This window comes from Streptomyces sp. NPDC050732, from assembly GCF_040654255.1.
GTDB lineage: Bacteria > Actinomycetota > Actinomycetes > Streptomycetales > Streptomycetaceae > Streptomyces.
Genome location: NZ_JBFAHP010000007.1, coordinates 210,853 through 230,505, shown reverse-complemented (window position 1 = coordinate 230,505; position 19,653 = coordinate 210,853). Strand labels below are relative to the sequence as shown.

The window sequence follows — 19,653 nt, the reverse complement described above, 5'->3', positions numbered from 1 at the left end:
GCGATTCAGTCGACGTACAGGCGCTCCGGCGGGAAGAGGTCGAGCCCGGTGACCTGGGGGCAGTTGTAGAGCTGGATGTCGATGCCGTCGTGATGCGCCAGAGGCGTCAGGTCAAGGGGACCGCAATTCCCGAACGCGACTTCCGTCAGCAGTGGCAGCTCGGCAAGTGCCGCGATCCGCTCGACCTGGGGGACGTGCCCGACGTACAGCGTCGTGAGCCCCCGGTGCGCGCAGAGCGTGGACAGATCGACGCAGGGGACGTCGAGGATCTGCAGCGTGGACAAGGGGGAGAAGTCCCCCGCCGCCAGGAAACTGCGCCACTGGTGGTCTTCGTTGACGGTCAGCCAGTGCAGGGAGGTCAGGGCCTCCAGCCCGCACAGCCTCATCTGTGCGGCTTGGCGGAAGAACCCGAGACCGGTGAGCCGGGGCGCGAAGGGGAGCTCGTCCAAGGACTTCTCCACCGGAGCGAAGTCGAACACCAGATGGCGGAGCGTGTGCAGATCTTCCAGGGGGGCCAGCGACAGGGGAGCCGCCGGCTCGTACACATGGAGTCGGCGCAGGGGCAGGCTCGTCAAGGGGCGCAGATCCGTGACGGCCGGGCAGCGGACGAGCCCAAGGGACATCAGGTGCGGCAGCCGACTGAGAGCCGGCAACCCGGCGAGCGAGGGATTGTCCGAGAACTGCAGGAACTTCAAGATCTCGTGTTGCAGCACGATCTCCGGGAGACCGTGATCACCGGAGAGGTTGAGGTAGGCCAGTCCCGGCAGGTGAGGCAGGCACTCAAGCTCTTCGGCACGACTCATCGACACGATGTCGTCAGCCTGCACGGTGCCCTCCAGGACCGTCTCGAAGTACTTCTGGATCTCGAAGGACGACCATGCCCGGGCCAGCTCGAAGCGCACTCTGCGGCGTCGGTCGGAGCGGAAACGGGAGATCACGCTCAGCGCCGCGGGCCCCCCGACCCGCGCGGCCGTGCTCACCACCGCCGCGGCTTCCCGGTCGGACAGCCCCTCGGGGCCCGGCAGCAGTTCCAGCACCAGCTCCCCCGCTCGGGCCAGCGCTTCGGCCTGTGCGTCGGTCCGCGGTGGCATCAGCTGCTCCGTACGGTTCTCCACCTCACGCCGCACCTGCGGATCCAGCTCCGGCGCGTGCTCCAGACTCGCCGCCGCCAGCAGGACCAGTCGCTCTTGGTGGCGACGTGCTTTCTCCGCGCGCCGCAGCAACTGCCTGAGCAGCCGGGTGCGTTCTTCCACCCTCGCGTGCCCCACTGCCATACGCACCACGTCGTCCCACTGGTCGTCATGTGCGTTCCGCACCAGCACACCGAAGTCGCGGGTCTCGACCGCCGCCTTGGCCCCCAGATAGTCCTGGAAGGTGCGGTGCACGAAATCGACGGAGCCGGGGACGGGTTCGCGGAGCAGACCGCTGCGCATGAGCAGGTGAGTGAAGATCTGCTCGGCGTCGCCCTGCGCGCGCACCTGCGGCATCGCCGCGAGCCACTCGTCCAGCATCGCGATGACGTCCCGCCGGTCCACCTCGACCTGCGCGTTGCGGATCATCCAGTACGCCAGCCGTTGCAGCAGAGCGGTCTGCTCGTCGAGCGAGAGGGACACGCCCTCGACCGAAGTGACCTCGCGCTCGGTGTCCCGGCGGATCAGCAGGAGGTCCAGGGCCGCGTCGTAGAGCTCCTTGCGCGCCCGGGGCAGATGCATGCGCCGGTCACGGTTCAGAGCACACAGAAGCGCACACATCAGCGGATTGGTCGCGAGTCGCCCGAGGTCGCGCCGGGTCGTCACCGCTTCGGCCAGACTCGCCTCGTACCGGCCGAGGAGTTCCCGCTCACCGGGCTCCGCGCACTCCAGCCGGGCCGCGTCGTGCCAGTGCGCGAGGAAGGCACGCACCTCGTCCTGTTCCATCGGCAGCAGAGTGAACGCCGTGAAGCCCTGTCCCGTCGGCCAGTCCTCCGGCACCGCGGACGGGCGGGTGGTCACCACGTACCGTGCGCGCGGAAATGCCGCGATCAACGACTTCAGCCAGGCCTCGGTACGGCTGCGGAGCTTGCCCGGCACCTCGTCCACGCCGTCCAGCAGTACCAGCGCCCGCCCGCTGGACAGCAGGTCTTCCACCCAGCCCGCGGGCGCCCGCAGCGGCACACCGGCCGCGGCCAGGAAGCCCTCGGGCAGCGGAAGGCCCGCAGGCAGGTGAACGGATCTGAGCCGTAGGACGAAAGGGACGCAGCGATTCCAGTCGGCCAGCTCCGCACCGAAGCTCTGCCGGGCGGCATTCAGCGCGAGCCACTGTACGAGAGTCGACTTGCCTGCCCCCGCCGCCCCGCGCAGCACCATCCGGTCGCAGCCCGCCAGCGCTCGCTCCACCCGGAACGCCGCCTGCGCCGCGCCACCAGGCATGCCTTCTTCCTCGGCATGCGGACCGTGATTCCGGCCCTCGCTCACGGCGAGGCTCAAGTACGCCGTGTCCAACGACCATTCGGCGCGCGCACGGCCACCCATGGTGACGCCGAACAGCTCCAGGCGACTGTGCGTCTCGGCGACGAAGCGCGCGTACCGCTGCTCGAAATCCGACGGGGTCGCCTCGGGCTGCCGTGCGCGCAGCATCTCACCGGTGCGCCGGGTCTGCTCCACCGCGGCTCGCGCCGTGAAGGACGGGTGAGCCGTCAGCTGCTCGACCAGGTGGGAGCAGCACAGCTCCAACAGCTCGGCGTAGAGCGCCTGAGCCTGCTCGGCCAGGTCCGGTACCGGTCGGCCTATGCCGGCTGCCAAGCGCCGCGGATCCAGGTCCGCCGCGAACAACCGCTCCGCGTCCAGCGTTCCGGTCGCCGCAAAGCTGTCCTGCACGGCGGCCGCCGCCGCGAGCCGCTCGTGCTCGGGCACCCGCGCGTACCTGTCCTCGATCCGCCTGGACAGCACCCGGGCCAGCTTCTCCGGACCCGCGGGCTGCGGCATCGGTCGCACCCGGGCCGTGACCAGGCCGGCCCCGGGCCGCGGTGTCATCACCGCCTTGGCGAGCGTTCCCAAAGCAGTCGCCGCCAGCCGTACAAGCACCGTTTCGAGTCCTTGCATCCCCGCTCCCCGTCGCGTTCTCTTCCCTTGGAACACGCTAGGGCGACGCGGGCGCCTGGGGGTCGACAACAGGAACAAAGCGCCGCCCACGGCGTACGAGGAGGAAGCTCCCGTACGTCGCGGGCGGCGCCCGGCGGCCCCGTCCCGGCGGCCCCCTCGTCAGGCGCGCGGCCGGTGACTACACCTTCACCGGCTGCTTGCCGTCGTCGCGCGGCTCCGGTACGGCGTCCGCGTCGGGGTCCGCGTCCGTGTCGCGGGCGTCCCCGGCGGCGGAAGGACCGTGGCCGTCGTCCACCAACGTACGCTCGTCGAAGGGGAGTTGTCCGGCGAGTACCGCCGTGACCCGCTCCTTGTCGACTTCCTTGGTCCAGGTGCCGATCAGGAGCGTGGCGACCGCGTTGCCCGCGAAGTTGGTGAGGGCGCGGGCCTCGCTCATGAAGCGGTCGACGCCGATGATCAGGCCGACGCCGTCGACGAGCGCGGGCTTGTGCGACTGGAGGCCGCTCGCGAGGACCGCGATGCCCGAACCGGAGACGCCCGCCGCGCCCTTGGACGCGATCATCATGAAGAGCAGCAGCGAGATCTGCTCGCCGATGCCGAGCGGCTGGTCCATGGCGTCGGCGATGAAGAGCGAGGCCATGGTCAGGTAGATCATGGTGCCGTCGAGGTTGAAGGAGTAGCCCGTCGGGACCGTGATGCCGACGACCGGGCGGCTGACCCCCAGGTGCTCCATCTTCGCGATGAGCCGCGGCAGCGCGGACTCGGACGACGAGGTCGAGAGGATGAGCAGGAACTCGCGGCCCAGGTACTTGAGCAGCTTGAAGAGGTTGACTCCGGTCACGAGCCGCATCAGCGTGCCGAGCACGAGCACGATGAACAGCGCGCAGGTGACGTAGAACCCGATCATGATCGTGGCGAGCGCCTTGAGCGCGTCGGCGCCGGTCTCGCCGATGACGGCCGCCATCGCGCCGAACGCGCCGATCGGCGCGGCCCACATGATCATGCCGAGCACCCGGAAGACAAGGCGCTGGATGTGCTCGATGCCGCGCAGCACCGGTTCGCCGGAGCGGCCCATGGCCTGCAGCGCGAAGCCCACGAGCAGCGCGACGAGCAGCGTCTGCAGCACCTCGCCCTGGGTGAAGGCGGAGACCAGCGTCTTCGGGATGATGCCGAGCGCGAAGTCGACGAGGCCCTTGTCGGCCTCGTCGGCCGCGTCGTGGCCCGCGCCCTTCTCGGACTCGGTGATGTCCATGCCCGAGCCCGGGTGCAGGATGTTGCCGACGAGCAGACCGATCGCGAGCGCGACGACGGACATCGCCATGAAGTACGCGAGCGCGAGACCGCCCACCTTGCCGACCTTGGCGGCCTTGCGCACCGAACCGACGCCGAGGACGATCGTGCAGAAGATGATCGGCGAGATCATCATCTTGATCAGGTTCACGAAGCCGGTGCCGACGGGCTTCAGTTCCTTGGCGAAGTCGGGCCAGATGAAGCCGACGGCGATGCCGAGCAGGACGGCACCGATGACGGCGATGTAGAGGTAGTGCGTGCGGTCCCGCTTGGCTGCGGGCTGCGCCTGTGGGTCGGCCGTGCTGGTCACGGGGCCCTCCTTGAACGACGACGTCGGCGTTGCGGTGCCTGCGGTGCGTGCGGCTCACGTCCCGGTGATCGGCTCCCGTCCCGGGCGTTCCGGCTCCCCGTCCCGGGCGATCCCGGTGACTATCTCCCGGTCTGTGAGGGCGGTCACCCTTGCGTTCATTTAGTTCGCACTTATACGACCCCTGGACGAGGACCCCTGGACGAGGAGGCCGACCGACCGCTTGTGCGAAGGGGCAGACTGGCTGCATGTCCCGCACCCGTCCCACCCGCCCGCGCCGGCTGCCGCGCAGCCTCGCGGGCCAGCTCTTCGCGATGCAGATCGTGCTGGTCACCGCGGTGGTCGCCGGATGCGCGCTCTTCACGTACTTCAGCGACAAGCATCAGGCCGAGGAGGGCGCGCGCCACCAGGCGACCGCGGCGGCACGGGCGGTCGCGGACTCCCCTTCGGTACGGGAGGCCATCCGCGGCAGCGACCCGTCGCGGGAGCTCCAGCCGTACGCGGCACGGGTGCAGCGGGACACCGGCGTCGACTTCGTCACGATCATGGACCCGCGCGGCATCCGCTGGACGCACCCCGACGAGCGCCGCATCGGCGAACGCTTCCTCGGCCACCGGGCGGACGCGCTGCGCGGCAGGACGTTCGCGGAGACGTACACGGGAACGCTGGGCCCTTCGGTACGGGTGGTCACGCCGATCTGGAACGGCCCCGAGAACGGGGACGGCCGCATCGTCGGCCTGGTCAGCGCCGGCATCACCATCGAGGAGATCACCGAGAAGGCGCGCGGCCAGCTCCTCGCGCTGCTCGGGGTCGCGGCGGCGGCCCTCGTGCTCGGCGGCATCGGTACGTACGTCATCAACGCCCGCCTGCGCCGCAGCACCCACGGCATGAACGCCGCCGAGCTGAGCCGCATGCACGACTACCACGAGGCGGCGCTGCACGCGGTGCGCGAGGGGCTGCTGATGCTCGACGGGCAGCGGCGCATCGCCCTCATCAACGACGGCGGCCGCGAGCTGCTCGGGGTGACGGACGACCCGGTCATCGGCCGCAACGTCGCCGAGCTCGGGCTCCCCGCCCCGCTGACGGGCGCCCTGCTCGCGGCGGAGCCCCGGGTCGACGAACTGCACCTGACCGCCGACCGCGTCGTGGTCGTCAACACCTCCCCCGTGACGGGCGGCGAGCGGCGCGGCACGGTGGTCACCCTGCGCGATCACACCGAACTCCAGGCTCTCACCGGGGAGTTGGACTCCGAGCGCGGCTTCACGCAGGCGCTTCGCTCGCAGGCCCACGAGGCCGCGAACCGGCTCCACACGGTGGTGTCCCTCATCGAACTCGGCCGCGCCGACGAGGCGGTCGACTTCGCCACCGCCGAACTGGAGCTTGCGCAGGCGCTCACCGACCAGGTGGTGGCCGCCGTCAGCGAACCCGTCCTCGCGGCCCTGCTGCTCGGCAAGGCGGCGCAGGCCAACGAGCACGGGGTGGAGCTGGTCGTCTCGGACGACAGCAGCATCGACGACGGCATGCTCCCGTCGACCTTGCCCGCCCGCGACCTGGTGACCGTCCTCGGCAACCTCATCGACAACGCGGTCGACGCGGCGCAGGGCTCGCCCGCCGCGCGCGTCACCGTGACGGCACGGGCGGACGAGGCGGGCCTCCTCCTGCGCGTCTCGGACACGGGCCCAGGCGTCGACCCCGCGCAACGCGACGCGGTCTTCGAACGCGGCTGGTCGACGAAGGCACCCACGGGCCGCGGCCTCGGCCTGGCCCTGGTCCACCAGACGGTGACGCGAAACGGCGGCACACTGACGGTACGGGAGTCCCCGGAGGGGGGCGCGCAATTCGAGGTGACACTGACGACGACAACGGGGGGCGCCTCGGCTGGGGCCGGTGCTTCTGCTGATGCCGGGGCTTCTGCTGATGCCGGGGCTTCTGCTGGTCCTGCTGGTCCTGCTGCGGGTCAACGCACCGCGGGCGCTCCCGCTGGGGGCAGTAGGGCCACCGCCGCTGTGGGCAAACGTTCCGCATGGCGGAACGGGGGGGCACAGCCCCCGGTGCCGAGGGCCGATAACGGGGGCGCCGGCGACGACGCAATGGGCCCAACCCCGGGTAGCAGAAGCGACCAGGGGGGCGCCCAGTGATCCGCGTACTCGTCGTCGAAGACGACCCCGTCGCCGCCGACGCCCACGTCCTCTACGTCAACCGCGTCCCCGGCTTCGAGGCCATCGCCCGCCCCGCCCACTCCGCCGCCGAGGCCCGCCGCACGCTCGACCGTACGCAGGTCGACCTGATCCTCCTGGACCTGCACCTCCCCGACGGCCACGGCCTCCAACTGGCCCGGTCCTTGCGCGCCGCCGGACACCCCACGGACGTGATCGCGGTGACGTCGGCCCGGGACCTGGCGGTCGTGCGCGAGGGCGTCTCCCTCGGCGTCGTCCAGTACGTCCTGAAGCCCTTCACCTTCGCCACCCTCCGCGACCGCCTCACCCGGTACGCGGAGTTCCGCACCGCCGCGGCGGAGGGCGAGGCCACCGGCCAGGACGAGGTGGACCGCGCGCTCGCCACCCTGCGCGCACCGGGCCCCGTCGCCCTGCCGAAGGGGCTCAGCGCCCCCACCCTCGAACGCGTCATCCGCACCCTGCGGGACGCCCCCGACGGCCTGACCGCCACCGCGGCCGCCCGGTCGGCGGGCCTGTCCCGCATCACCGCACGCCGCTACCTGGAACACCTGGTCGACACGGCACGCGCCGCCCGCAGCCCCCAGTACGGTCACGTCGGCCGCCCGGAGCTGGTCTACCGATGGCTCACGGCGACGGAGTGACGCACCGCCCCCGTAGCCGCGCGGGACGCATCGGCACCGTACGTCCTATAACAACGTTGTCACGTTGATGACAAGCGTCAACGCCCATCCGTGGCACGGGCATTGACCTTGTTCCGAGCACGCCCTTACGTTCACCGGGCAGCCTCGCGCTGCACCCCCGCGCTGTAGGAGGTCGTGCCCGTGCGTCGTCCCACCACCACCCCGCTGCTCCTCACCGCCACCGCCCTGCTGGCCGCCGGTACCCTCACCGCGTGCGGCGGCGGCTCGGGCGACGATCCCGACACCGTCCGGGTCTCCTTCAAGCAGTCCACGGACAACCGGATCAGGGTCATGGACACCTATCTGGCGGGCGTGAAGAAGCAGTTCGAGAAGGCGAATCCCGGCAAGAAGGTCGAGCTGGTGCCGATCAAGGCGCCGGACTCCGAGTACTACACCAAGCTGCAGCAGATGATGCGCTCCCCGAAGACCGCGCCCGACCTGGTCTACGAGGACACGTTCCTCATCAACTCGGACATCACCAGCGGCTATCTGAAACCGCTCGACACCTACCTGAACAAGTGGAAGGACTGGGACCAGTTCATCGGCACGGCCAAGACGGCGGCGAAGGCGGCCGACGGCAAGACGTACGGCGTGCCGGACGGGACGGACACCCGCGGCCTCTGGTTCAGCAAGGCGATCTTCAAAAAGGCCGGCCTGCCCGCGGACTGGCAGCCGAAGACCTGGGACGACGTCCTCGACGCGGCCCGGACCATCAAGAAGAAGGTCCCCGGAGTCACTCCCCTCAACGTCTACACGGGCAAGCCCGCCGGTGAGGCGGCCTCCATGCAGGGCTTCCAGATGCTCGCGTACGGCACGGGCAAGGATCCGCTCTACGACCCGAAGTCGAAGAAGTGGGTCACGGGCAGCAAGGGCTTCAAGGACTCCCTGAAGTTCGTGGAGACCGTGTACGAGGAGAAGCTCGGGCCCGACGTCTCGGACGCGCTCGACCCCAACTTCGCCACGCGCGTCCGCGGTGAGCTGCTGCCCGAGGGCAAGCTGGCGATCGACCTCGACGGTTCGTGGCTGCCGCAGGACTGGGGGAAGGGCGCGGGCCACGAGTGGCCCGACTGGTCGCGGGAGCTGGGCCTCGCCGCCATGCCGACCCAGCACGGCCAGGCACCCGGCAAGGTGAGCATGTCCGGCGGCTGGACCTGGTCGATCCCGGCCAAGGCGAGCAACCCCGACCTGGCCTTCGAGTTCATCGAGACGATGCAGACGGCGGCCAACGCCAAGAAGTGGTACATCGCCAACTCCGGCATCGCGGTCCGCGAGGACGTCGCCGCCGACCCGTCGTACGTGAAGGCGCAGCCCGGCCTCAAGTTCTTCACGGACCTGGTCTCCTCGACGCACTACCGGCCCGCGTATCCCGCGTACCCGAAGGTCTCCACGGCGATCCAGGAGGCGATGGAGTCGGTGACGACGGGCGACGCGTCGGTGGAGGAGGCGGCGAGCGGCTACGACGAGGAGGTCGAGTCGGCGACTGACGGCGAGGTCGTCGAGAAGTAGCAGGACCGGTACGCCCGTACGTCCGCGCCGGTGCCGCCTGTGCCGCCGGCGCCGACGCCGGTAAGCGGTACCGCCTGTGCCGCCGGTACCAGAGAGTGAGTGCCCGTACGTGACCACCGCATCCCCCGCATCCTCCGGCTCCTCCGCATCCCCTTCGGGCCCCGGCGGCGTCACCAAGACGCCCCGCGGCCCGGCCACCGCACCCCCGGGCCCCCGGGCGCAAGTCCGGGCCCGAGTCCGCCGGGGCCTCCTCCGGGCCCTGCCCGTCTCCCCCGCCGTCGTCCTCCTCGCGCTCTTCCTCGCGGGCCCGATCGGCTACTGCGCGTACATCGCCTTCACCGACCTCCAGCTCACCGGTCAGGCCGAGTCGAGCTTCGTGGGCCTGGACAACTTCCGTGAGGCGTTCGGCGACGAGCGGTTCCTGAACGCGGTCTGGCTCACCCTCGTCTTCACGGTCCTGTCCTCGATCATCGGCCAGAACACGCTCGGCCTGGCGCTCGCCACCCTCATGCAGCGCGCGTCCAAGCCGGTCCGCACCGTGACGGGCGCGATCGTCGTGACGGCGTGGGTGCTGCCGGAGGTCGTCGCGGGGTTCCTCCTCTACGCCTTCTTCCGCCGCGAGGGCACCCTCAACGCCGTCCTCGACGCCCTCCATCTCCCCTCCCAAAACTGGCTGTTCACGCTCCCGATCCTGGCGGTGTCGTTCGCGAACGTATGGCGGGGCACGGCGTTCTCGATGCTCGTCTACTCCGCCGCCCTCAACGAGATCCCCAAGGAGATCACCGAGGCGGCGCAGGTCGACGGCGCGAGCGGCTGGCGCCGCATGTGGCACATCACGCTGCCGATGATCCGCCGCTCGATCGGCACGAACCTCATGCTCAACACCCTGCAAACCCTCTCCGTCTTCGGCCTGATCTGGGTGATGACGCGCGGCGGCCCGGGAAACGACAGCCAGACGCTGCCGCTCTTCATGTACGAGCAGGCCTTCCAGAAGAGCATGATCGGCTACGGCACGGCCGTGGCGCTGCTGCTCCTCCTGGTCGGCTCGCTCTTCTCCGTCGTCTACATGCGCCTGCTGCGCACGGAGGCCTGAGTGCCCACCAAGAAACTCTTCAAGGCCCCCGCTTCCCGCCGTACGAAACACCGCCTCGCCGCCGACGCGGGGCTGCTGGTCGTGGCGGCGGCGTTCGTGCTCCCCCTCGCCTGGGTGGTCCTGTCCTCCTTCGACCCGAAGGCGGACCTGAGGGTGCGGCTCCCCGACAGCCTCACCCTGGACAACTACGACCAGGTCCTCACCCCCGAGATCACCTTCACCCCGCTCCTCAACAGCCTGCTGCTCTGCGGCGGCGGCACCCTGCTCACGGTGGTCTGCGCGGCCCTGGCGGCCTACCCGCTCTCCCGCTACAAGTCGCGCCTCAACCGCCCCTTCATGCTGACGATCCTCTTCGCGACGAGCCTGCCGATCACGGCGATCATGGTTCCCGTGTACGCGCTGTTCGTGCAGGTCGACCTGATCGACACGATGCACGGCACGATCTTCTTCTTCGCCGCGTCCCAACTGCCCTTCGCCATCTGGCTGATGAAGAACTTCATGGACGGCGTCCCGAAGGAGCTGGAGGAGGCGGCATGGACGGACGGCGCGTCATCCTTCCAGTCGCTCCTCAGGATCGTCCTGCCCCTGATGGGACCGGGCGTGGCCGTGGTGACCGTCTTCTCCTTCGTCATGATGTGGGGCAACTTCTTCGTCCCCTTCATGCTCCTGCTCACCCCGGAGCAGCTGCCGGCGTCGGTCAGCATCAACGACTTCTTCGGCAACAAGGGGACGGTGGTCTACGGCCAGCTGGCAGCCTTCTCGATCATCTACTCGACACCGGTGATCCTCCTGTACGTCCTGGTCTCACGGAAGCTGGGCGGGGGCTTCGCGCTGGGCGGGGCGGTGAAGGGCTGAGCGGAGCCGCTTCCGGGCCGGACGAACACAGAACTGTGACATGAATTCGAGCCGATACGTCCCGCCCGCCCCATTCATGCCCACACATCTCCCTGGCATCGACCCCGGCACCGCACTAGCGTGCTGAACCCGCGCCATGCCCCCCACCAGCCAGGAGCCGACAGTGACCCGCCCCCTCCGCCTCGCGACGGCCGCGCTCACCGCGTCCGCAGCCCTCCTCCTGACGGCCTGCGGCAGCGACGACAAGCCCGCCGGGAACGACGACAAGATCGCGGGAGCGGAGCAGGGGGGCGAGGAGTCCTCGGCGCCGCCGAGCGAATCCCCCGCGGAGGCCACCGACCGCCCCGAGAGCAAGCTTCCGTCGGACCTCACCATGACCTTCGAGTCACCGCAGACCAGTGACCCGGTGAAGAAGGCCGTGCTCGCCGACAACGCCGAACGCATGCGCGCGGTGAACGCGGCCATTGCGGAGACGGATCCCAAGAGCGAGGGCATTGCTTTCTACAACACCGGAAAGGCCCTGGAAGCCTCGGCGACGTGGGTCGCGAAGTTCAAGGACGCCGGTCTCAGCCTCACCGGAGAGATCCGTTACTACGACCGGCAAGTGACACTCAAGGACAAGAAGACGGCCACGCTCACCTTCTGCGCCGACGAAGGAAAGGGCTACACCAAGAAGAAGTCGACCAAAAAGGTCAACAAGACGCCGGTCACGAAGAACAGCTACGTCGCGTACAACACACAGCTGATCAAGAACTCCGAGGGAACATGGCAGACCTCGCAGATCTTCTCCACGAGGGGGGCGGCTCAGTGCCAGCCATAAGAAGAGGTCCGGCCTTCGTCGCCGTGCTGGCGGGCGCGAGCATGTTGTTCGCCGCGAGCGGTTCACCCGCCTGGGCCGACATCGACCCGGGGGGCGGTGCATCCGAGACGCAGGTGGACGCGGACACCGACCAGCAGACCGTCTCCACCGTCGCGGGCGGCATCGTCTACGACCGTTCGAAGAACGGCAAGGGTGGCAACGCGGGTCCCGTCACACCGGCGACCAACTGGACGCCGCCTGCCTGCTATTACGCTCCCGCGTATTCCCCCGATCAGCTGAAGAAGAAACTGGAACCGATCTGGGCGGTCGATTCCACCGGACCGGAGTGGGACCTCTCCCAACGCAACCGATACGTCAACGGAAAGCCCTACAAGGACTTCAACAAGAAGAAGGCCGGCAAGGGATACTGGTGGGACAGCTTCATCCCGGACGGCCGGGAGAGCGCACCGGGAGCTTTCGACTGCGACAAGCCGTATTTCTGGGTCGACGAGGGTGACCCGCCCCCGGCGGACATACCCGAGGCCGTCACCCCTGAGCTCCTCGCACGCCTCGCCTACGCGGAGATCCGAGTCCCCGACACCGAGGTGGACCTGGCCCCCGAAGAGGCGACAAAGGTAAACCTGCCGACCTGGGCCTGGCTGGACAAGGCGGAGTTCAAGCCGGTCTCGGTGACGGCCTCGGTACCCGTCCTCAAAATCCACGCAACGGCGACCGCCGAACCCGTCTCCCTCAAGATCGACCCAGGCACGCCGGACGCCGAGACGTACCCCGCATCCGGCGTCTGCGAGATCGTCGACGGCAAGATCGGCGTGCCCTACGCCAAGGGCAAGTCCAAGGAAACCCCACCCTGCGGCGTGAAGTACCTCCGCTCCTCGGGCGACGGCTCGTACCCGCTGAAGGCCACGGTCACCTGGAAGATCCACTGGACGGGCACCGGCGTGGACGGCGAACGACAGCTCCCCGACGGCGAGTTCGGCGCGGAGCAGGACGTGGTCGTCCAGGAGATCCAGTCCATCAACCGCTGACCGGGCGGCCGCGCCCACCCCCGCCACCAGCGAGGAGCCGAAAGTGCCCCGCCCCCTCCACCTCGCGACGGCCGCGCTCACCGTGACCGCCGCTCTGCTTCTGGCTGCCTGCGGGAACGGTGACGGCAAGCTCACGGACAACGACGCGCTCGCGGACGCGGGCCAGGAAGGCGAGAACAAGAACTCGGCGCCGCCGACCGATTCCACCAGGACGGTGGCGGGCCGGCCGAAGATCGAGCTGCCGTCGGACCTGACGTACAAGTTCGAGTGGACCAAGCCGGGTGACAAGGTCCGCAGAACGGCGGGCCTGCTCTACTGCGAGGACCAGCGCAAGGCGCACAACAAGAGCCTCGGGACGGGGAAGACCGCGGAGGCGGCTCCCCCGTCCCAGGACGACTTCGTGCTGTACCGCAGCCGACTGCGCCTGAACAAGCAGGGCGTCTGGATCACCGGGAAGACCATGGCCGACCGCGGGAACGCCGCGTGCCGGGCGTGAGGCGCCCGCCATGGGACATCCCGGAACACCTGCTCGCCCGCTCGGTCTTCGGGCCGCTCGGCGGCATCGTGGAGATCGGCGCGGTCGCCGCGACGGGAACCCTCACGAGGTGCGGAACTTATCGCCAAGGCGGTGCGGATCGCGGTGGAGCTGCTCGCCGGAGCACTGGCCGACGCCGACCCGTGAGTACGCGCACACGCTGAAGATGCTCCTCGCCCCGTAGCCCTGGGCACCCTCCCCACGCCCCATATCCGCCTTCACGTACGCGGGTTCATTCGATAACTTCGCTCGTGCGTACGGTTACGGGCGGTGCAGGTGGGGCGGAGGAAGTCGCATGGGGGGCCATCGGCCGACGGACTGGCACGTACTCGACCTGGAGAAGGATCCGACGCCGGGTGATCCGCACCGGGTGCGGTCGCTGGCGAAGAACCTGCACGATTTCGCCGATGACGTGGGCCGTGTGCTGCGGGACATCAAGGGGATGGCGGGCGAGGACGCGATCCTGCAGTGGGCGGGCAAGACCGCGGACGCGTTCACGGAGAAGTTCGAGCACGCCCCGGACAAGCTGAAGAAGCTCAAGAAGTCCTACGAGATGGCGGGCGACGCGCTGTCCGCGTACTGGCCGGAGCTGGAGCGCGCCCAGACCCTGGCGGACAAGGCGCTGGTCAAGGGCCGCGAGGCGCAGGCGGATCTCAGCAGCGCCAAGTCCCGCCTGTCTTCCGCCGAGTCCTGGGTGGAGAAGGCGGGCAAGGAAGCCGACAAGTACCAGGACGACGGCGGCTCCAAGAGCAAGGACGTCCCCAAGCCCGACCCGGACAAGGTCAGGGCCGCCACCCGTAACGCGGCCTCCGCGGAGAAGGCGCAGAAGTCCGCGCAGGGTGATGTGGACTCAGCCAAGAGCGCGCTGGACGCGGCGAAGAAGATGGCCGAGGACGCCCGCAAGATGCGGGAGGAGGCCGCCGGGACGGCGAAGCGGAAGATCGACGAGGCCTCCGACGCGGGCATTCGGAACCGCAAGTGGTGGGAGGAGATCGGTGACTGGGTCACCGACAACTGGGACGCCATCGTCGCCGTCTGCAAGGTCGTCGTCGCCGTGGTCGGTGTCATCGCGATCATCATCGGCGGCCCGATCCTCGCCGCGATCGTCATCGTCGCCGGAGCCATCGTCCTCGCCGACACCCTCAACAAATACGCAAAAGGCCAAGCAGGCCTGATGGATGTGGCCTTCGCCGCCCTGGACTGCATACCCGGCGGCAAGGGTCTGACCACCGTCGGCAGACTGGCCAAGGGCATGAAAGGGCTGGGCAAGGCCGGCCTCAAGGGCATGGCCAAGGGCCTCAAGAACGGCCTGCGGCGCGGCGCGGACGACGTGGCCACCAGCAAGCCCGGAAAGGGCCGCTGCAAGAACGGCGACCCCATCGACATGGTCTCCGGCGAAATGATCATGGAGGAGACCGACGTCGAGCTGCCGGGCCTGCTCCCGGTCGTACTGCGGCGCACGCACTTGTCCACGTACACGTCCGGCCGGTCCTTCGGCCCGTCGTGGGCCTCCACGCTGGACGAGCGCCTCGAACTCGACCACGAGGGCGCGGTGTTCGCCACCGAGGACGGCATGATCCTCACCTATCCGGTGCCCGAACCCGGCACCTCCGTCATGCCCTTGCACGGACCGCGCCTGCCCCTCGACTGGGAGGGCACCCCCGGCGCTCCGATCCGTATCACCGACCCCACCACCGGCCTCACCCGCTGCTTCACGCCCGCCGCCCGAGCCGCCGGGAACGACGAGCCGTTCACCCTGCCGCTCACCGCGATCTCGAACCGCAACGGCCACCGCATCGACTTCGACCGCGCCGCCGATGGCACCCCTGTCGCCGTACGCCACTCCGGCGGCTACCACATCGACGTCGACACCGACCGAGGTCGGGTCACCGCGCTGCGCCTGCGCGATCCCGAGGCGGGATCCGTCGGCACCACGCTGCTGCGTTACCGGTACGACGCCGACGGCAACCTCGGCGAGGTCTTCAACTCCTCCGGTTCGCCCTTCAGGTTCACCTATGACGAACATGCCCGCGTCACCTCATGGACCGACCGAAACGGTTCCTGGTACCGCTTCACGTACGACGACCACGACCGTTGCATACGCGGCGAGGGCATTGACTCCATCCTCAGTTGCACGATCACCTACGACACGGACGAAAGAGAGACTCGATACACCAACTCCCTGGGCCACACCACCAAGTACGTCCACAACGAGCTGCTGCAGCGCACGGCGGTCACCGACCCCCTTGGGCACACGACCCGCAGTTCCTGGGACCGGTACAACCGCCTCCTCTCCTTCACGGATCCGCTGGGCGGCAGCACGACCTTCGACTACGACGAGTCGGGCGATCTCGTCGCGGTCCACCACCCCGACGGGACGGCCGAGAGAGCCGAGTACAACGAGTGGCATCAGCCGGTCACCACCGTCGGCAGGGACGGAGCGGTCTGGCGGCACGCTTATGACGAGCGGGGCAACCGGGTCCGGACGACCGACCCGGCGGGCTTCACCACTTGTTACGCATACGACGACCGCGGCTGCCCCAGCGCGGTAACCGACCAGCTGAACCGCACCAGCCTTTTCGAGTCCGACGCGGCGGGGCTGCTGGTCGGCGCGACGGACCCACTCGGGAACACCGCCCGCGTCGAACGTGACGCCTTCGGGCGGGCCGCGCTGGTCGTCGACGCCTTGGGCCGCCGTACCCGCACGGGGTGGACGCCCGAGGGCAAGCTGGAATGGCGCGAGGAAGCAGACAGCGGTAGTCGTGCACGGTGGGTGTGGGACGGCGAGGGCAACCTCCTCGAACACCGCGACGCGGTGGGGCGCCTCACACGGTTCGACACAGGCGCTTTCGACCTGCCCGCCGGCCGGACAGGGCCGGACGGCAAGAGTTACCGCTTCACCTACGACACCGAGATGCGCCTGGTCCAGGTGGCGGATCCGCAGGGGCTCTGCTGGACCTACGTCTACGACGAAGCCGGGCGCCTCGTCTCCGAGACCGATTTCAACGGGAGAACACTCGCCTACGCCCACGACAGTGCCGGCCGTCTCAGCGCACGCACCAACGCCGGAAGCGAGACCGTCTCGTTCACTCGTGACGCCATGGGCCGCACCATCGCCCAGACCACCGCGGACGGCACCACGACGTACGCATACGACGCCGCTGGGCGCCTGATTCATGCCAACAACGGCGGGGTCGATCTCCGCTTGGAGCACAACCTCCTCGGGCACGTCACAACCGAAGACATCGACGGGCGTCTCACGGCCTACACGTATGACGCACTCGGCCGTCGTACGGCTCGCAGAACCCCCGGCGGGCACGTCTCGGAATGGTCCTTCGACGACGCCGACAGGCCGTGTCTTCTCTCGTCCGCCGGCCGGACCCTGGCCTTCGACCACGACGCCGTGGGCCGCGAGGTCAGCAGACGCCACGGCGACGTCTACACACTCACACAGTTCTGGGACTCTGCCGACCGGCTCATCGGACAGACGGCGACGGCGCACCCGGAGGGCTCCGGAAGGCTCCTTCAAGAGCGCGCGTACACCTATGAACAGGATGGGCGACTCGCCGAGCTCAGAGACCACCTGTCGGGCACGTACCGTTTCATGTCGGGAGCCGACGGCCGCACCACGGCGGTCACCGCGGCGGGCTGGACCGAGCAGTACGCGTACGACACGACCGGCAACCTCACGCACGCAGAGTCTCCCTACGGCCGCACCGCGCAGGGCTCGTCCAGTGCCGGTGCCCGGGAGTTCGTCGGCACGGTGATCCGGCGCGCGGGCCGCACCGTCTACGAGCACGACGCGCAGGGCCGTCTGACCCGCAAGTCCCGTCGGCTGCTGAACGGCCGGACACGCACCTGGACCTACACCTGGAACGCCGAAGACCGACTGGTCGAGACGGCCACTCCCGACGGGCAGCACTGGCGGTACCTCTACGATCCGGTCGGCCGCAGGGTCGCCAAGCGGTGCGTGGGCGCGTCCGGAGACACGCTGCAGGAGATCCGGTTCAGCTGGGACGGCACACGCCTCGCCGAACAGGTGGACAGCGGCGGTTCCGTGACGACCTGGGACTACACGCCGGGAAGCCACAAGCCGGTGGCTCAGACGGTGTACGGCGACGAGACGGACGCCCGCTTCTATTCCATCGTCGCCGACCTCGTGGGAACTCCGAAGGAACTGATCGACGAGACGGGCGAGATCGTCTGGCGGCACAGGGCAACTGCCTGGGGCAGCACGCTCCCCGCCGAGCCGGGGCCGGTCGACTGTCCGTTGCGCTTTCCCGGCCAGTACGCCGACGCCGAGACCGGACACCACTACAACTACCACCGGCATTACGACCCGGAGACGGCCCGGTACATCTCGCCCGACCCGCTCGGCCTCGAACCCGCTCCGAACCACCACGCCTATGTCGCGTCGCCGGACCGGACGTCCGATCCTCTGGGGCTGGCCCCGGAAGAGTGCGTACCGGAAGGAATGGATCCGGAGTTTCCGACCATTCGCCTCGAAAACTACCGAGGAAGGTTCCAGGCGTCGCTCGCCCGCGACGGCCGTCAGCGCCTGCCCAGGGACTGGGACGCCCACCATGCCATACCTCAGGAGTATCGTGGCCACCCCGAGTTCACCGACTTCGACTTTGACCACCCATCGAACATGAGGGGAATTCTGGGCAGCAGGTCAGGGGGGCGGACCACAAATCACCATCAGGACATAACCAACCACTGGGCAGATTTCCGAGCAGCCAACCCAAATGCAACGAGAGCTGAGATCGAGAGTTTCAGCCGGACGATCGATGAGGGATTCCGTGACTATTACTGGTGAGTGGATCGAAGGCTGGGTCAGCCGGATGGAGGGGTACGCCACCTCCTTCACCGAGCAGTTCGAGCGGAAGTTCGGATACCCGCCGGACGAGAACTTCGTGGCGAGGGCTGCCGAACCTTCCCCAGCCCTCGACGAGTTGTCCGCTGCCGAAGGGGTGCCTCAAGACCTCGTCGCCTTCTACCAGAAGGTGGCCGAGGTGAGTCTCCCCGACTTGGAATCGGGATTCTTCATCCACCCGGTGGGTCACACCCTCTCCGGAATGCGGGGCGATCTGCCGACCAGGATCATGGGCAGCCGCGAGGACTCCGTCATTGTTTTCGGCTCGGACGGCGGGGGCTCGCTCTACGCACTGAGCGGCACCGACGGGTCGACCGTCTACCGGCTTCCACCGTCCCGAGTCGAAGGCGGTGTCTATTCAGAGGGCACCGCCCCGTGCGAAATCATGGCATCGACACTCGCTGATCACCTGTCGGCAGTCGAAAGCGAGCTGGAAAGCCACCTCGACCCGACCGCCTGAAGTCGCCCCGTTTCCAGTCGGGTCGGATACAGCTCATCCGGGAGTGCGGGCGGGCGACGGAGGAACTGCTCGGAGCGTGCCGACGTACGGGCCCCTGTGCCGTCGCCCGGCCCCCGTACCTTCCCACCAATCCGCAACCTCGTAGAAACACACCGTAGTCACCACCCCCGGCGGCGCCTACGGTGTGCCCGTGCAATCGAGCCAACCCGGTCAGCCGCCGCACCGGCCCACGCCCCCTTTCAACTTCCCCGCCGCCCGGCGCCTGCGGGAGGCGCTGGGGATGGCCCACGGGCACGTCGCCTACGGGCTGCGGGCCAGTTACGGACTCACGTACATCACCGCCGACACCGTCGCCGCCTGGGAGCGCGGGCTCGCCTCGCCCACGTCCGCCGAGCTCACCGCGCTGGCCGCGACCCTGTGGTGCTCCCCCGGGGAGCTCATGGGCGCCGCGCGGACCCTGCGCGAGCACCGCGTCGCCCGCGGGCTCGCGCCGGAGGACGTCGCCCGTCAGGCCGGCGTGGAGATCCAGGCGTATCTGCGCATGGAGGAGACCGACACCTGGCGCGGGAACGAACGGCAGTCCGAGGCCCTCGCCCGGGTCCTCCAGCTCTCCGTGCCCGACTTCGTCACCGTCACCGGCCGGGCCGAGCCCCTCGCCGAGCTGCTGCGCAGCGCCGTCACCACCCGGTGGCAGGGGTACGTGCGGCCCGTCGGCAAGCTGCTGCCCCTGGAGAAGCGGCACGTCGAGGACGTGCTGCGGCAGCTGCACGAGGACTACCAGTCCCGGATGGCGCGGACGCTGAGCTGGGGCGGCGGGGCCGGTTCGGACGCGTCCGGGGAGGCCGGTCGGGACTTCCTGGAGCGGATCCTGGAGCATTTCTGGGCGCTGGCCCGGGGCGGCGGCCGGACCTGATCATCGCCGGGCCGCCACCGCCCCCGAACCGTCCCC

At 69.1% G+C, this 19,653-nt stretch carries 13 protein-coding genes; 11 read left to right on the top strand and 2 right to left on the bottom strand.

All coding sequences use genetic code 11. The features are described 5' to 3' along the window. Nucleotides 1-5: 5 nt before the first annotated feature. Complete coding sequence (locus AB0H82_RS09020; protein WP_362990395.1) at nt 6-3,080, bottom strand: NACHT domain-containing protein; 3,075 nt, start codon at nt 3,078-3,080, stop codon at nt 6-8. Nucleotides 3,081-3,258: 178 nt separating this feature from the next. Next, the gene (locus AB0H82_RS09015) at nt 3,259-4,680 is read right to left on the bottom strand and encodes a cation:dicarboxylase symporter family transporter (RefSeq protein WP_362990394.1); all 1,422 of its coding nucleotides are present in this window, start codon (nt 4,678-4,680) and stop codon (nt 3,259-3,261) included. A 245-nt stretch (nt 4,681-4,925) separates the two neighbouring features. Here AB0H82_RS09015 and AB0H82_RS09010 point away from each other — a divergent pair, with 245 nt between their 5' ends. The 11 genes from AB0H82_RS09010 (at nt 4,926) to AB0H82_RS08960 (ending at nt 19,617) form a co-directional block, all read left to right on the top strand. Continuing rightward, nucleotides 4,926-6,815: a sensor histidine kinase gene (locus AB0H82_RS09010; protein WP_362990392.1), complete on the top strand. Its 1,890-nt coding sequence runs from the start codon at nt 4,926-4,928 to the stop codon at nt 6,813-6,815. Continuing rightward, nucleotides 6,812-7,495 (top strand): response regulator, encoded by a 684-nt coding sequence (locus AB0H82_RS09005; RefSeq protein WP_362990390.1) that lies wholly within the window; start codon nt 6,812-6,814, stop codon nt 7,493-7,495. The genes AB0H82_RS09010 and AB0H82_RS09005 overlap by 4 nt, the downstream gene beginning before the upstream one ends. Before the next feature lie 174 nt (nt 7,496-7,669). Continuing rightward, nucleotides 7,670-9,040 (top strand): extracellular solute-binding protein, encoded by a 1,371-nt coding sequence (locus tag AB0H82_RS09000; protein ID WP_362990388.1) that lies wholly within the window; start codon nt 7,670-7,672, stop codon nt 9,038-9,040. Nucleotides 9,041-9,149: 109 nt separating this feature from the next. After that, the gene (locus tag AB0H82_RS08995; protein WP_362990386.1) at nt 9,150-10,133 is read left to right on the top strand and encodes a sugar ABC transporter permease; all 984 of its coding nucleotides are present in this window, start codon (nt 9,150-9,152) and stop codon (nt 10,131-10,133) included. Beyond that, nucleotides 10,134-10,988: a carbohydrate ABC transporter permease gene (locus AB0H82_RS08990; protein ID WP_362990384.1), complete on the top strand. Its 855-nt coding sequence runs from the start codon at nt 10,134-10,136 to the stop codon at nt 10,986-10,988. A 163-nt stretch (nt 10,989-11,151) separates the two neighbouring features. Then, a complete protein-coding gene (locus tag AB0H82_RS08985; RefSeq protein ID WP_362990382.1) occupies nt 11,152-11,808 on the top strand; it encodes a hypothetical protein in 657 nt (218 codons plus the stop codon). Next, entirely contained in the window at nt 11,796-12,833 is a 1,038-nt protein-coding gene (locus AB0H82_RS08980; protein ID WP_362990380.1) for a hypothetical protein, read from the top strand. Before AB0H82_RS08985 ends, AB0H82_RS08980 begins: the two co-directional genes overlap by 13 nt. A 43-nt stretch (nt 12,834-12,876) precedes the next feature. Beyond that, a complete protein-coding gene (locus tag AB0H82_RS08975) occupies nt 12,877-13,329 on the top strand; it encodes a hypothetical protein (RefSeq protein WP_362990378.1) in 453 nt (150 codons plus the stop codon). 334 nt (nt 13,330-13,663) lie between these two features. Next, nucleotides 13,664-18,187: a DUF6531 domain-containing protein gene (locus tag AB0H82_RS08970; RefSeq protein ID WP_362990376.1), complete on the top strand. Its 4,524-nt coding sequence runs from the start codon at nt 13,664-13,666 to the stop codon at nt 18,185-18,187. Next, nucleotides 18,159-18,704, top strand: a complete 546-nt coding sequence (locus tag AB0H82_RS08965) for a hypothetical protein (RefSeq protein ID WP_362990374.1) — start codon at nt 18,159-18,161, stop codon at nt 18,702-18,704. Before AB0H82_RS08970 ends, AB0H82_RS08965 begins: the two co-directional genes overlap by 29 nt. A 280-nt stretch (nt 18,705-18,984) precedes the next feature. Further along, entirely contained in the window at nt 18,985-19,617 is a 633-nt protein-coding gene (locus tag AB0H82_RS08960) for a helix-turn-helix transcriptional regulator (RefSeq protein ID WP_362990441.1), read from the top strand. Nucleotides 19,618-19,653 lie beyond the last annotated feature (36 nt).